Origin of the sequence: Aminipila terrae, from assembly GCF_010120715.1 — a bacterium.
Lineage (GTDB): Bacteria > Bacillota > Clostridia > Peptostreptococcales > Anaerovoracaceae > Aminipila > Aminipila terrae.
Genome location: NZ_CP047591.1, coordinates 1017119 through 1033381, shown reverse-complemented (window position 1 = coordinate 1033381; position 16263 = coordinate 1017119). Strand labels below are relative to the sequence as shown.

13 protein-coding genes and 1 riboswitch are annotated in these 16263 nt (G+C 36.5%); all 13 genes read left to right on the top strand.

Annotated features, from left to right (window positions below):
• The first annotated feature begins 6 nt into the window (after positions 1-6).
• Positions 7-903: a cation diffusion facilitator family transporter gene (locus Ami3637_RS04870; protein ID WP_162361581.1), complete on the top strand. Its 897-nt coding sequence runs from the start codon at positions 7-9 to the stop codon at positions 901-903.
• Positions 904-931: 28 nt separating this feature from the next.
• Positions 932-2194 (top strand): nickel pincer cofactor biosynthesis protein LarC, encoded by a 1263-nt coding sequence (gene larC, locus Ami3637_RS04865; RefSeq protein WP_162361580.1) that lies wholly within the window; start codon positions 932-934, stop codon positions 2192-2194.
• 234 nt (positions 2195-2428) lie between these two features.
• On the top strand, positions 2429-3541 hold the full coding sequence (locus Ami3637_RS04860) for a hypothetical protein (protein ID WP_162361579.1): 1113 nt from the start codon (positions 2429-2431) through the stop codon (positions 3539-3541).
• 91 nt (positions 3542-3632) lie between these two features.
• Complete coding sequence (locus Ami3637_RS04855) at positions 3633-4367, top strand: ABC transporter ATP-binding protein (protein WP_162361578.1); 735 nt, start codon at positions 3633-3635, stop codon at positions 4365-4367.
• A 47-nt stretch (positions 4368-4414) separates the two neighbouring features.
• Positions 4415-5176 carry an ABC transporter permease subunit gene (locus Ami3637_RS04850; RefSeq protein WP_162361577.1) on the top strand — a complete coding sequence of 254 codons (762 nt, stop codon included), beginning with the start codon at positions 4415-4417 and terminating at the stop codon, positions 5174-5176.
• 6 nt (positions 5177-5182) lie between these two features.
• A complete protein-coding gene (locus tag Ami3637_RS04845; protein WP_162361576.1) occupies positions 5183-6313 on the top strand; it encodes a sensor histidine kinase in 1131 nt (376 codons plus the stop codon).
• A gap of 19 nt (positions 6314-6332) precedes the next feature.
• On the top strand, positions 6333-7028 hold the full coding sequence (locus Ami3637_RS04840; RefSeq protein ID WP_162361575.1) for a response regulator transcription factor: 696 nt from the start codon (positions 6333-6335) through the stop codon (positions 7026-7028).
• Between the two features lie 13 nt (positions 7029-7041).
• Complete coding sequence (locus Ami3637_RS04835; RefSeq protein WP_162361574.1) at positions 7042-7884, top strand: polysaccharide deacetylase family protein; 843 nt, start codon at positions 7042-7044, stop codon at positions 7882-7884.
• An 80-nt stretch (positions 7885-7964) separates the two neighbouring features.
• Positions 7965-9245 (top strand): stalk domain-containing protein, encoded by a 1281-nt coding sequence (locus Ami3637_RS04830; RefSeq protein ID WP_162361573.1) that lies wholly within the window; start codon positions 7965-7967, stop codon positions 9243-9245.
• An 824-nt stretch (positions 9246-10069) separates the two neighbouring features.
• Positions 10070-10414 carry a hypothetical protein gene (locus tag Ami3637_RS04825; RefSeq protein ID WP_162361572.1) on the top strand — a complete coding sequence of 115 codons (345 nt, stop codon included), beginning with the start codon at positions 10070-10072 and terminating at the stop codon, positions 10412-10414.
• Positions 10415-10539: 125 nt separating this feature from the next.
• Positions 10540-12096, top strand: a complete 1557-nt coding sequence (locus tag Ami3637_RS04820; protein WP_162361571.1) for a M28 family peptidase — start codon at positions 10540-10542, stop codon at positions 12094-12096.
• A gap of 41 nt (positions 12097-12137) precedes the next feature.
• Positions 12138-15119 carry an S-layer homology domain-containing protein gene (locus tag Ami3637_RS04815; protein ID WP_162361570.1) on the top strand — a complete coding sequence of 994 codons (2982 nt, stop codon included), beginning with the start codon at positions 12138-12140 and terminating at the stop codon, positions 15117-15119.
• 113 nt (positions 15120-15232) lie between these two features.
• Positions 15233-15328, top strand: a riboswitch (NiCo riboswitch).
• Between the two features lie 52 nt (positions 15329-15380).
• The gene (locus tag Ami3637_RS04810; protein ID WP_162361569.1) at positions 15381-16259 is read left to right on the top strand and encodes a cation diffusion facilitator family transporter; all 879 of its coding nucleotides are present in this window, start codon (positions 15381-15383) and stop codon (positions 16257-16259) included.
• Positions 16260-16263 lie beyond the last annotated feature (4 nt).

Below are 16263 nucleotides of genomic sequence, written 5' to 3'. Positions count from 1 at the left end.
GAGATTGTGAACAGTAAGCTTCACCTTGAAAAGCGTATTTTAAAAATATCTATGGCGGGCAGTATTCTGTTTATGCTGGCAGAAGGGGTAATGGCATATATTACCCGGTCTAATTCAATCCTGATGGACTGTCTGTTTGATACAGCAGACCTGATTATGATAGGACCTTTTTTACTGCTGATACCCTTATTATATAAACCGGTTACAGAAAAACGCCCCTATGGATATTCTCAGGTAGAATCTCTTTTTGTAATAATTAAGTGCAGCATTCTGGTTGTCATAACAGCACAATTGGTTTTCTACAGTGTTCATATTATATTAAGGGGCGGGAATCATGTAAATGCAGGAATTATTGCAGTATTTGAAATGACTTTGTCTGCAGCATGTATCGTAATATATGCTATTTTAAACCATTACAATAATATCTTTTCTTCACCTTCCATTAAAGCGGATCTTTATATGTGGAGAATGGATATCATAAGCAGCCTTGGGGTGGGTTTGGCTTTTATTGCACAAAGCATTATGGAAGAAACAAAACTGGACTGGCTGATTCCGTATGTTGACCCATTAGTTGCAATCATAATGGCAATTGCTTTTCTAATCGAACCGGTTAGAATGATTATCGGAGGTATCAAAAACCTGATACTTTTTGCACCAAATGCTGAAATAATGGACTTAATCAGGAATGTAACCAACAAACACCTGGAGAATTACCCTTATACGGTAAGCTTTCTTGATGTAATTCAGACGGGAAGGAAAGCCTGGGTAGAAGTTTATATTAAAGCTGAAAGTGATCAGATAAGTATAAGCCAGCTGAAAAAGGCCCACGACGAAATAAAAAAAGAACTGAAGCAAAATTTCGATCAAATATATGTAGAGTTAATACCGGAAAGTTTTGATTAGATAAAATGTAACATATAGGAGCAACGTTATGAGTGAAATATTATATCTGGAGTGTTATTCTGGTATAAGCGGGGATATGACAGTAGGAGCGCTGTTGGATCTGGGAGCAGACTGTAAAGTACTTGAAAAAACTCTTCAAAGTATAAACTTGGAAGGATATCATCTGCACTTTGGAAGAACCAGGAAATGTGGAATTGATGCATACGATTTTGATGTTCATTTAGCCCACGAAGGGCTACATGAACACGTAAAAGAGCATGAACATGAACATAGTTCAAATCACCATCACGCTCATGTTCACAGAAATATAAAGGATATCTATAATATAATAGAAAGCATGCAGGCAAGTGAAAGAGTAAAAGCATTATCCAAAAGAATGTTTGATATTGTAGCAGAGGCTGAAGCAAAAGCTCATGGTATTTTAATTGAAGAAGTGCATTTTCATGAAGTGGGGGCCATTGATTCTATTGTGGACATCATTAGCGTGGCAGTGTGCATTGAGAATCTGGGAATAGATCAGGTAATCCTGTCAACTTTATGGGATGGTCAGGGTTTTGTTAAATGCCAGCATGGAGTCATTCCTGTGCCAGTACCTGCAACTGTAAATATTGCTCAAAAGTATGCTCTTAAATTAAAATTGACAGATAATGAAGGAGAGATGGTTACTCCTACAGGAGCAGCTATTGCAGCAGCGTTAAACAGTGGTAAACAGCTTCCTGAAAATTATTTAATAAAGAGAATCGGTCTTGGCGCAGGAAAGAAAGATTTAAAAAATGCAAACATTCTCAGAGCCATGATAATTGAAGACTCCATTGAAAATTGTAAAAACACTGAACCCAATGAAGAACCGGATGAATTGTGGAAACTGGAAACCAACATTGATGACTGCACTGGAGAAGCCATGGGATTTACTTTGGAACGTTTACTGGAAGCTGGTGCAAATGATGCCTGGTATACTCCTGTTTATATGAAGAAAAACAGACCGGCTTATATGCTGCAGGTTTTATGCAGTGAGGAACAGATTGAGCAGATGCAGGATATTATTTTTTCACATACAACAACTGTAGGGATTCGTAGAAACAAAGTTCAGAGAACTGTTCTCGAACGAGAATTGAAGCACTTGAAAATGCCTTATGGGGATGTGACTGTAAAAGTATGCCAGCATAAAGAACATATTTATTTTTATCCAGAGTATGAAGATGTGAAGAAAATCTGCGTAGACCACCATAAAAAATATAAGGAAGTATATCAGGAAATAATTGAATTTTGCAAGTATAGTGGAAATCTCTGATTTGGGGTTTTCACTTTTATTTTTTGGATAAAATAGTGATTAAAATATATAGCAAAAGTCATAATAAATGAATTATAATTGTTAATAAACAGTTAATAAATAAGATATATAATGTTAAAAACTATGCTTTAGAATAAAAAATGTCAGAAGGAGTTAAGTGCGACAGGGAAAATAGATATGCACTTGCTACTGGGACTAGAGATTATAATATAAAAACAAATAGGAGGTATTGGGATGAAGAAATTTAATTTTAAGGGACGAAAGCATGTAGTAACAGCTACATGCCTGTTGGTAGGGATGTTCGTGCTGACCACAGCTGTATATGCCAACTATGATGATGCAAGAGGGTATACAAATTATAAGGATGCAGTTAAAGATCTGGTATTTAACCAGAATAACTTTTCAGCAAATGGAGAGATGACTGTATTAGTTGATGGTAAAGAGATGGCCTCTATGAAAGGGGATTTTAATCTGGATGGCAAAGACTATTACTTCAAGACAGTAAGTCAGGACAATTTAAGTAACAGGGATAATAAATACGAGAATATACAAGTTACCAAAGATGGAAAGACATTTTATTATTATCCGAAAACTAATTCATATACAGTATCAGATGCTAATAAAGATTTCAGACCAGATATGAGTGATCCCACAGTTAAAAAGGGTGTAAGGTTTGCAGAACTGTTTGCTGATACTATGGTTGGAGATTTAAAAAATAACTTTGTTCTTAAGTCAAAGGATGGGGACAACAGAACTTATTCTGTTAATGTGTCAGGAAGCCAGATTCCTGAAGTTGTAAACGCTGGAATATCACTTATGTTTACTGCAGCCAACAACGACAATGGAAGCTCTTATGATGTTCTGTATGAAAACTACCAAAAGTCACTGGCAGCGTACTATAAACAGCAGACAGGTAAAGAAATGACTCAGGATGTTTACAATAGCTGGAATAAAGAGATGGAAAAAATTAATGGGGATTTCAGTAAGAAGTATTATGATATTCTGAGTGCAAAGGGATCAGGGGTAGTGTATGTAAAAGCAGACGGAACTTATGAATACTATCAGACTTATGACCAATATGCAAAGAATGCAAAGACAGAAGTGATTAATGACCGTAACATCATGAAGCTGTTAGGTAATGATCCTTATATTGATAGTGCTTCCTGTAACTTTACTCTTAATAAAGAAGGAAAACTGATCGAAAATCAAATGGAAGCATCCATGGCGGGTGTTGACAGTAAGGGTGAAAAGCATACCATTACCATGAAAGCAAACTACAAAATCACAGATTACGGAAAGACAAAGGTTGAAGCATTTGATACAACAGGGAAAACCAAAGAAAATTAAAATAAACTGATTTATATGGGCAGGCGGGTCTGGTTACAGGCCTGCCATTGCCTTGTTGTAATTTGCAAAATTTAGAAGGGGACTTATATATATGGAAAAAATACTTGAGGTTAACCAGCTTACTAAATTATATAAAAATGGAAGAGGAGTTAAAAATATATGTTTTTCAATTGAAAAAGGCGATGTTGTAGGACTACTGGGACCAAACGGATCAGGAAAAACTACGATTATGAAAACCATTATGGGACTGACTCATGGAAGTGAGAACAGCGTTACCGTATTTGGAAATGATGTGGAAATGGATGTAGAAACAACATTGAAAAAAGTTGGGGGATTAATTGAAAGACCGGCTATTTTTGAAAATCTATCAGCCAGAGATAATTTAAAGATGATGGCCAGATATTATCCAGCTGTAGACGATGCCAGAATACAGCATGTAATGGAGGTTGTCAGAATCAGTCAGTATCAGAAAGAAAAATGCGGAAAATTTTCCTTGGGTATGAAACAGAGACTGGGGCTGGCTCTGGCTATTTTATCAGATCCGGAACTGGTCATACTGGATGAGCCAACCAATGGACTGGATATTGAAGGGACGGTAGAAATAAGAGAGATTATAAAGAAGATGGCGGCAGAAAAGGGAACCTCTTTTTTAATTGCCAGCCACCTTGCACCCGAAATTGAGAAAACCTGCAATAAAGTAGCTATTGTTCATGATGGTGAATTGTTATCCTTTGAAACAATGGAAGAAGCATTGCGGTTAAATCCTACTCTGGAAGATTATTTCTTATCTAAAGTAAAGGATAAGAGAGGCTCCGTAGTGATTTAATGAATGGGAAGAATGGAGATTAATGAAATGTACAGGAGGAATGTTCGGTGACAATATTTATTGCAAGTTTAAAAAATGAGTTAATGAAAATCTTTACAAGAAAGAAATTTTTTGTATTACTAATCATAGAAATAATTATTTGTATTTTATGTGGAGGGGTAAATTATCTGATTGGTAAAGCCTCAGCAGGGGCTGTTTCTACCTCTTTAATGCTATCTAATATGCCCATGAACATGCTGTCATTTTTTATTCAGATATATATACCTCTTATGATATTTATGGCTTCTTGTGATTTGTTTGCCTCTGAAATGCAGGATGGAACCATAAGGGCATCTTTTATGAGGCCTGTCAGCCGGTTTAAATTGTTTGCTTCAAAAGTCACAGGAATTACTATCATGGCAGTAATTTATTTAGCAGTATTATTTGTATTGACTACGATTATTAGATTTATTGGTGGCGCTGGAAATGCATCGGCAACAGGTATTTTGGAGAGCTTTTTTGCGTATTTTCTGGATATTTTCCCGCTGATTGTTCTGGTTTTATTTGCCGCCATGTTGAATCAATTTTTGCATAGCCCATCGCTTTCTATTGTAATATGCGTTATAATATATATTGGTTTATATATTTTAGGGATTATAGTACCACAGGCAAGCGGCCTTTTGTTTACGGGATATGCACAGTGGCACAACTTATGGCTGGGAGTGACTCTTCCATTTGTCTCCATGCTTTCCAAGATAGGATTACTTTTGGGATATGGATTGATTTTTGGATGCATAGGTTATTACTTATTTGAAAGAAAAGAAGTGTAAAGAGGAATGAAATCTTTAAGAGGTCGTTTTATAAAAACAACTATATTAATGGCAATAATTTCAACAGCATTGGTAGTTTTTGTTACCTTGCTGTTGTTATTTGTTTTTTCAGTCTGCGAGCCTTATGGTTTTGAACGTATCTGGATTGGAATCAATAGTATGAAGGCGGAAAGCCATGGGGACGGACACTATTTTATGGGATATATTGTTTTATGGGCAATACTTGCCGTGGGAATGGTTTTATTGACTTGTACGTTCCTAAGTGCAAAACTGTCAAGAGATATGCTTAAGGCTATAAAAGAATTACGCCAGGCGGCAGAAAACATTAAAGAAGGAAATCTCAACTTTGAAGTAATGGCCTGCAAAGACCAGGAATTGAATGACTTATGCAATTCCTTCGATGAAATAAGAAAACAGTTAAAGGCAAATGCAGAAAAAGAGTTGCGAAGTAAAGAAGAAAGAAATATGCTGATGGCAAATCTTTCTCATGATATGAGAACCCCCATAACTACCATAAAAGGTTATCTGGAGGGAATTAAAGATGGTGTGGCTAATTCTCCTGAAAAGTTAGATAAATATTTAGACACCATTTATAGTAAGGCTATTGTATTACAGAAGCTAGTAGATAACATGGCTGAGTATTCAGAGCTGGAATTAGGAAAGATGCAGTATGCATTTGAATTTGTGAACATTACAGAATTATTGAACAGTCTTGGAGAAGATTATAAAACAGAAGTACAGGAACAGGGACTGGAAATGAAAGTCAGTATTTTATCCGAAGAACTGACTGTTGTTGGAGATAAAAGCAAGCTAAAAAGAGTATTTGATAACCTGGTTTCAAATGCCATAAAATATAATAAAGAAGAAGGTACTATTTCTATCAGTATGGAAAAGGAAAGGAATGGTGCACTGATTTGCATAAGTGATACGGGAAAAGGTATTAAAGAGAAAGACATAAATAAAGTATTTGATGGATTTTACAGAGGGGATGCAGCAAGAAGCAATATAAAGGGAAACGGATTAGGGTTAGGAATATCCAAACAGATTATTGAAAGTCATCATGGAAAAATATGGATAAAAAGTGAAGAAAATGTGGGCACGGAAGTGTTCATCTATTTGCCTTTAAGAAGCTACTGATTTTAGAATGGAGGAACAGATGAGAGTTTTAGTAATAGAAGATGACAAGAGCATAGCAGAACTTGAACGTGATTATCTTGAGATAAATGGGTATGAGTGCCATATAGCTTCAGATGGTGAAACGGGCCTTACCATGGCATTAAACAATGAATATGCGTTGATTATTCTGGATATAATGCTTCCCGGTATTGATGGTTTTGAGCTTTGTGCAAAGTTCAGAGAACAAAGAGATACTCCGGTGATAATCTTATCCGCAAAGAAAGAAGATATTGATAAGGTAAGAGGTCTTGGACTGGGGGCCGATGATTATATGATTAAACCTTTCAGCCCTAATGAGCTGATGGCCAGAGTAAAAAGCCACATTGCAAGATATGACAGACTGACGGGAAGTGGCGGCAGTAAAGCCGGGCAAAACAGAACGTTAAAAGTAAGAGGACTTGAAATCGACAAAGACAGCCGTAGAGTATTTGTCAATGGGGAAGAAAAGATAATGCCTGCTAAGGAGTATGATTTATTATTATTTTTAGCAGAAAATCCTAATAGGGTCTTTTCAAAAGAGCATATTTTTGATAGAATTTGGGGCATGGATGCCATTGGAGATGTTTCTACAGTAACAGTGCACATCCGGAGATTAAGAGAGAAAATAGAACTGGACATGGACAACCTTCAATATATTGAGACTGTCTGGGGGGTAGGCTACAGATTTAAAGGATAGGAAGAGACTTAGTATGAAATCTAGAAAAATAGCTGCAATTATATTTAGTTTAATTTTGGTTTTAGCCTGGGGCAATGTGTGCTATGCAGGTGAACCAGCAAAAATTACGGATGAAGAGCACTTATATGTTCCCATTTTAATGTACCATCACTTTGTGGAGGAAAAACCACTAAATGGTCGTATGGATGCTACCATTACAAAAGATAAGCTGCAAGAAGATATGAGATATCTGGAAGAAAATGAATATACTCCACTACTTCCGCAGGACTTAAAGGCTATCACCGAAGGCAGGATGAAAATGCCGGAAAAACCTGTTATTATCACTTTTGATGATGGATACGAATCTGCATATACTGTAGCCTATCCAATACTGAAGGAAACAGGAATGAAGGCCACTGTATTTGTCATTGTTGGAAGTGTTGAAAATCCCAGAAAAAATGAAATTAAAAAATTAAATTGGGCTGAGATGAAAGAAATGTATGATAGTGGTGTTTTTGATATCCAAAGCCATTCATACAATTTACATAATCAGAACTTAAAAGGCCAATATATGAGATTTTTGGTCAATGGCATACAAAGAGGGCTGATTGAATGCCGTGCACAGTACGATATGCGTGTAGAGGAGGATATAGTTAAAAGTATTGATACTATTGAAGAGAACGTAGGAAATAAAGTAATCTGCTATTCCTATCCTTATGGAGCCTATGAAGAATGGGGAAAGGACCTTCTCAGGAAAAATGGGATTCTGTTTGGCTTTGGTACTACATACGGAGCAGGAGATTTTAAAGGAAACCTGTATTATCTGAATCGATTTTCAGTAGGGATGGATACTGACTTAAGCAAAATACTTAATTAATAAAAACATTGGGAAATATCTCTGAAATCAGAAACCGTTGTGTATTGATTTCAGAGGTTTTTTATGTTAGAGGATGACAAATGAAGAACGTGAGAATAGTATTAATCGTTTTAGCAGTAATGCTGAATCTTTCTTTAGTGGTAACTGCCAGTGCAGCTACGGATGAAGGACAAAATAACCATTACATAAAAATGGATATAAACGGAAAACTTATTGGATTTAGCCCGGAAACAGGATATCCTTATTTAGATGAAAACAAAAGGACACTGGTACCCCTAAGGGCAGCTATGGAAGCCTATGGATGTGATGTGAGCTGGGATGAGCCAAGGAATACAGCCGTTGTTAAAAAAGATGGTGTGACCGTTGAGGTCCCAGTGGGCCAAAACTATATAAAAAAGGATGAATTTGAGAATTTCATTGATACAAAAGCCGTACTGCAAAACAACAGAGTATACCTGCCCATAAGGGCTGTAGCCGAAGCCTTTGGAGCAGAGGTAAGCTGGAATCAGGCAACAGAGACCGTTATTATCATCTCCCCGGATAACAGTGACACGCAGCTGTCCGTTCATTTTATTGATGTAGGACATGGGGATTCGGTTCTGATTGACTATGGAACTTATGAGGTGCTCATTGATGGAGGTACAACCAGCAGTGGCGCAGTGGTTTCAGATTACATCAGACCCTATGTGGATGGCAATCTAGACTTACTCATAGCTACCCACGGTCATCAGGATCATGTGGGGGGACTCCCCAGAATATTTCAGGATTATCAGGTAGACAGAGTGATTGAAAATGATAGTTATGTGGACACACCAGAGTGGTATGCGTATAAGAAGGCCTTAGAAAGTGAGCCTGACTGTATAGTCAGCAAAAGTGCCGACGAAATCATACCCTTAGGAGAGGGCATCTCTCTAAAAATTATTAAAGCCATGGCATCAGGGCAGCCTTTAGAAAATAATAACAGCGTAGTGGCATTGCTGACCTATAATAATGTGTCCGCACTGTTTACTGGTGACAGTCAGTCAGAGGAAGAAGCAGCAATTGCACAGAAAGTTGGAAAAGTAGATGTTTTCAAAGGGGCACATCACGGATCATACAATGCCAATAGCAGTGTTTTATTAGATGTTATAAAACCCCAGTATGTAGTAATTTCAGCAGGAAAGGGAGTAAATTATACCCATCCTCATGCGGCTGCTCTGAAGCGGATGTTTAATGTGGGAGCAACCGTATATGGAACTTTTATATCCGGTTCTATTATTATGAAAACTGATGGTACTTCGTATAGTTTCCAAACTGCAGAAAAACCATTGATTCCATTGAAGATAACAGATGCAGGAACCTATCAGAGGAATATTCGATGATGAAATTAGTAATAATTCAAGTGAAGGGACAGATTTTATATCTTAATGAATTTTAAGGGACAAATCAGGGGACAATATTTATAATTTTATTATTTTTCTTCAACCTGATAATTTATGGATAAATAAAAATGAAGAGGCAATTATAGAATAATCAGTCACAACAGGTGTGGATTCTTCTATAACTACCTCTTTTTTCTATTATGGTAACAAATTTATTACAGTATTTTGCCAAATTAGTTCATTAAGAGGACGTTTAAATTAATTTTTTTAGTATAAAAAACTGTAATTGCATATCATACTAAGGGTTAATTGACAGATTTGATACATAAGACTAGTATTTAAGTCGAAATAAATAAGTTAAAATAATCCAGTATAAAATTTACTGGTCAAATTTGCCGAGAAATTAATGTTTAAATTGATAGAACAAATATAAGAATTTTAATGTAACAAAGATACCTAATATTTTGCAGCATAAACAATTCATCAAGATGCTTTTAAGACCTAAAAGTACGGCAACAATAAGTAAATAGCAGATTAATGAGCAGAAATGTTGATCATATCAGTATTTCTGCTTTTATTTTTGACCGTTTAAGGTTTATTAATTTAACGGTTTAGTATAAAAAAGTATATTTGCATAAAATCAGAGAAACACAAATGTGTGTATTCTGTTGTGTGGCTTTATAGGTTGTGGTGTAATATTATTACATAATTTTTAATAATTATAATTAAAGTATTATATTACCAAATACGCCTGCTAGAAATAATTATAGGTTTATTAAATAAAAAAATAACAATTTATAGAGTAGAGGAAAGTAACGATTGATATGGATAATCAGACAAATGCAGATAATTGTGATGAAAAAGAAATAGAAAACGTATTAAAAGACTTTTTTAGAGCCTATTATAACTCGGAGAGAATTGAAATGTTTAATTATTTAGATGCAGAGTTCCAAAAATATGTTCCCATTACTCGCTTTTTAATCCTACCTGATTTTTATAGAGACCTTGGAGTGCTGGCAGAGATTTGTAAAGTAAGAATAAAAGCGGAAAGACAAATTGCTCTGGTAGACTGTGTTATAAATTTAAAAAACCAGGAAAAGGGCATGGTCATAGCAATGAAAAAGGAATTTGGGATATGGAAAATTAATGGGAAAAGGATGTTTAGATAAGGTCCTCACTGGGGGAGTGAAGGGTTTATTAGGTAGAAAATTCATTTTTCAATAGTGTTGTGTAAGCTAACATGATTTTAATCAGCTGTAATCAGCTGGATAAAATAAATTTCAAAGGAGGAAATTTGAATGTTAAGAAAAAAATAGCATTATTTCTGGTAACTGCTATGGTTTTAACTGCTGGTATTCCTGCAGCATATGCAACGGATACAGTCGTTACTACCCCACAGGTTGTTACAAGTGAAGAGGGGACAACTAGTGGTGGAGCAATTACCACTGAGGCGGCAATTGTCAGTGAAAGTGCAATTACCAGCGAGGGAGCAGTTACCAGCGGAAGTGCTGTAAGTGAAAATCCCGCTAACACAGGCAATGACCCAACAGAAAAAAGTGGAGAAGAGCAAAAGAAGTTAAACCAACTGTTAAAAGCGGAAGCAGAGGCGCCTAAATTTGATAATTCAAAGGATTCTGTAATGTATCATCATTTGGCAGAGTTGTCAAAAAATGCCAGAGTAGCTTCAACAGATCAGGAGAAGACTGCAAGAGATTACATAAAGGGTATTTTTGAAGGTCTGGGTTATACAACAAATGTACAATCATTTAATTACACAAGAAAAGGTGTTGAAGGAAATTCAAGCAATGTTATTGCAGTAAAGCCAGGGAAATCTGATAGGCAGGTTATTGTAGGGGCGCATTATGACTCGGTAAATGCTTCTACAGGAGCCAGCGATAATGCATCGGGAGTTTCTGTAATGCTTGGAGCAGCAGAAATGCTGAAAGATATAGATACAGATTATACTATTAAATTCATTGCTTTTGGGGCAGAAGAAGTGGGCTTAAAAGGATCAACTTACTATACTTCCCAGATGAGTAAAGAAGAAATATCAAACACAGTAGCAATGATTAATTTGGATACAGTGATTTTTGGGGACAAAAAGTATGTTTATGGAAACTTAGGTGAAAAAGGCTGGGTTCGTGAACAAGCTCTGGATATATCAAAAAGTCTAAATTTAGGTGTCATTACCCAGGAAGGATTAAATTCAGATTATCCTAAAGGGACAACCGGTGATTGGAGTGATCATGACCCCTTTGATAAGCTGGGAATTCCCTGGATCTATTTTGAAAGCACAAATTGGGATTTAAAAGATAAAGAAGGTAACTGGTCAACAGGAGAACATGAAACTGAACTGTTTGGAGAAATCATGCATACGGAGCGAGATAATCTCACCTTTATGGATGAAAAAATCCCTGGCAGGGTAGAAGACAGATTATACTCATATACAACATTGCTATACAATTTGTTAAAGGAAATTAATCCACCTGCTGAAGTAGTAGAATCAGCAATGGCAGTAAGTACAAACCTGTTATCAATGACTCAGGAAAAAACCATTGATGTCAGTGTAGATTTAGGCTATACTCCTGACTTAAAAAACCTAACATGGACATTTGGTGGAAAACCTTTTGATCAATGGACGGTTATTGAATGTAAAGGTAAGGACGGTGAAGGCGATAAGAAAGAAACGAATGATCCATTCATTACTTTTGCTGAAGAACCGAAGCTTGATGGCGACAAGGTAGTGGCTAAAATTAAATTCGGGCTGCCATTTGGTACCGACAATTTATCTGCAAGACCCTATCCAAGAAGAATATACCCTCAGCTTTTGGGGATTATGACCTTGCTGTAGTAGATAAGTCAAAGAATCTTCAGGCAAAATCAAAGTTAAAGATGAATGCTTTTGATTCTTTTCATCAGCAGCCCGAGATAAAACCTGCAGTTGAGCAGATAATTGCAGCTTCAAAGGATGCGGGCAAAGAAAGATACATAGAATATGCTCCCCTTGGTAAATCAGCAGAAGGAAGAGACATCCCTTTTGTAATATTTGCAAAGAGTCAGGGGGATGTAGAGAACTATCAAAAAAGTACCCTGCCTATGATGATGGAACACCCGGATCAATTGATTAATAGCATCGAAAAAGGAGAAATCGGCAAATATAAACCAGTTATCTGGTTTAATAATATTCACTCTGATGAATCAAACGGTGTGGATGCGCAGATTGACATGTTAAGAGAACTTGCTACGCAGGATACAATAACCTTTAAAAGTGTAAGCAGTACGGTTAAAGGCAAAGATAAAGATGGCAATGATTATGGTAATGTTGGAACTGGAGATAAAGAAGACATAACTTTGGATGTTAATGAGTTGCTGGATAATTATATCGTGTTGTTCAGTCTTAATAATAATCCAGATGGAAGATTTTATAATAACAGAACAATGGTTTCAGGATTTGATCCCAACAGGGATGTTACCTATCAGACACAGATAGAGACAGCAACTGTTTTTCAGGCTATGGCAAAGTGGTCTCCGATGATTTTCAATGACTTTCATGGATTCGTGGAAGACTTCTTAATTGAACCATGCACTCCGCCACATGATCCGAATTTTGAATATGATTTATTAATGGACAGTGCAATCGAACATGCCAATGCAATGGGTAAAGCTGGAATTGGAATGGATGGTGGGTATAACCATTACATTATTCCTATGTTTGATTATGGACAAGGCTGGGATGATGGAGCTCCAATGTATGCAGCAGTATTGAGTCAGATGCACGGGGCTGTTGGACATACTGTAGAAATTCCCGAATTAAATCAGAAGTCAAATGATACTTTTAAATGCGCAGGATTTGGGTCTTTAAAGTATGCATTAGACCATAAACAAAAAATGTTTGAAAATCAGTTAACGATTTATGACAGAGGCATAAAAGGAATTGATGACAAAGGAGTGGATAAGTATTTAGTTAATGCAAAGGGAGAGTCTATTGGCAGAGCCAGAGGAAGTAATGAGAATTTCTTCCCAGAGTATTATGTACTGCCGGTAGATGGTAAATTGCAGAAAAACAGACTGGCAGCTTATGAGATGGCAGAATATTTAATCAAGAATGGAGTTAAAGTGGAAAGGACAAATACTGATGTAAAAATAGGGGATGTAACTTACCCAAGAGGAAGCTATATCGTTCCTATGCATCAGGCTAAACGTGGATTTGCAAACTGTGTACTTTATGACGGCTCCGATTTCTCAGATTTCTCCGCCATGTATGCAGAAGTAACCATGTGTTTCCCTGCACTAAGGGGTTTTGATAAATATGAAATCAGAGTGGCCGACGCTTTCAAAGGTAAAACAGAATCAGTAGAAAACGTTACTATTCCTGCAACAGACATTCCTTCTGGAGCAGACCAGATTATTATTAAAAATACCAATAACGACGTTATAAAAGCTGTAAACGATTTACTTGCAAACAATAAGGCTGTTTATATGACCTATTCAAAAGGTCAAGACTTTAATAAGGGAGATTTTATCGTTCTAAAGGATGATTTACAAAGTGTTAGAAATAAATACTTCCTGGAATTAGAGCCACTTAAGGAAAAGGCAATAGTAAAGAAAATTAAAGAGCCTAAGGTATATGAGAGCGGAAATGAGTTAGGTTATGTACTGAAGGAATTAGCATTTAATTTAGTTGATTCTTATGATAATGCAGATATCATTGCTGATGAAACAGGTAAAGAATTAACGGAAGCCATGGAAAATAAAATTAAAGCGGGTACTTCCTATGTCGGTGTAGGTGGATATGGTGTATATGCAATGGCAGACAGTGGATTACTACCAGGACTTGAGATAGGAAGTAATGGTGATTCTTATGAAGGCGTTTTAAAGGCCGTTCTTGATACAGACAGTGTAATTACAGGCAGATATAATGAAAATGATGTTTTATATAATAATTCTGCATCATGGATTGAAAAAGTACCTGCAACAGCTAAAGTGTTAGCCAGCATAAGTGATAAGGAAGGTTTTTATACTGCAGGTTGGTGGCCGAATCACGATGAGGTAAAAGGTAAGGCGTATATCATACAGGATCAGGCAGAAAAGGGGAAAATTACGTTATTTGCAAGTCATATTACAAACAAAGGGCATCCTTCTCACCAGTTCAGGTTACTGGCAAATGCAATTTATGATGGTATGCCAGGTGAACTTACGGAAATTGTTGGGACTAATTCAGCAGGAGGAGGCAGCCATAAGAAACATAATGGTGGCACAACAACAAAAGATACCACAACACCAAATACTCCTGTAAAAGATCCTGCAAAGGAACCAGCAAAAGACTCTGCTAAAGATACAGCAAGTAAAACAATGCCAAGCGATACCAGGAATCATTGGTCAGAAAGCAGTGTTAAAGAACTAATTGATTTAGGTGCAGTGTCTTCTTATCCTGACCACACCTTTAAGCCTGACAAGAACATTACAAGGGCAGAATTAGTTACTATATTAGTAAAAGCGCTTAAGATAGATATTTCGTCAGACAAGGTATTTGCTGATACCCAGAAGCACTGGGCAAAGGATTATATTGCAGCAGCTGAGAAATACAGAATTGTATCTGGTTATACTGCAAATCAGTTCGGTCCAGATGACTTCGTAACAAGAGAGCAGATGGCAACTATGATTATGAGGGCTTTAAAGCTTAATTCGCAAGCAGCAAAAGAAATCTTTGGCGACCAGAAAGAGATTTCAGATTGGGCAAAGGATTATATCAGTGCAGCACAGAACGCAAAATTAATTTCCGGTTACCCAGATGGTTCATTCCATCCTAAAGATAGTGCAACCAGAGGAGAAGCTGCAAAGGTCATTGTGAATGCAATAAAGACCACTAATTAGTAAGAATTATTATTGGTAATATGGTTTTATGCATAAGGTGTTAGGCTATGCAAACTTTGAAATTAGTGGGTTTTAGCAAAAAAGTAGTTGACATTAAATTAAATTTTATTTAGAATGTAAGATAAAATCAGGCAATGAATTTGACACAATAAATACATTGCTGGGCCATCAAATTGGCAGCAGGAACAAAAAAGACCTGTGGGACTATAATAATTATAGTGCTGCAGGTCTTTATTTATATAAAAAGAGAGGTATTAAGGGATGAGTAAGTTGAATAGAAAATCGAAGGTTGCACTTTTATCGGTTTTGTCTAATACCATGCTTATCATATTAAAAATAGTAGCAGGCCTGTTAAGCGGATCTGTAAGTATCATTTCAGAGGCCATTCATTCTTCAATGGATCTGATTGCTTCTGTTATTGCATTATTCTCAGTAAGTGTATCGTCAAAGCCAGCAGATAAGCAGCATCCTTACGGTCATGGAAAAATTGAAAACATATCTGGGGTGATAGAGGGATTGCTGATTTTTATTGCAGCATTTTTAATTATTAAAGAATCTATTCAAAAAATACTAAACCCTTCTGAAATATCGGGAGTATCTATTGGTATTGTTGTTATGGGGATTGCTTCTGTATCAAATCTGCTGGTTTCCAGAGCTCTGTATAAAGTTGCCAAACAGGAAGATTCCATTGCCCTTGAAGCCGATGCTCTTCATTTGAAAACCGATGTGTATACCTCATTAGGTGTTGCAGCAGGTCTGCTGCTTATAAAGCTGACAGGTATTGCCATTCTGGACCCTATTGTAGCCATGCTTGTAGCACTTCTGATCATAAAAGAAGCATGGGCCCTTTGTTCAGATGCCTTTGGTCCATTGCTGGACACCTGCCTTCCCGATGAGGATGAAAAACGAATACAGGATATCATAGATAATTTTAGTAATGTTACAGGGTGTCACAGCTTAAGAACAAGAAAATCTGGCCACTATAAATATATAGATTTGCATTTAGTCGTTAAAGGTGAAATCTCCGTTGCAGAAGCCCATGGAATATGTGACGAAATAGAAAAAACTATTGAAGATCAGCTTATAAATACCTCCATAAACATTCATGTAGAACCAGAAGAAATAACAACGGAGGATTAGAAAA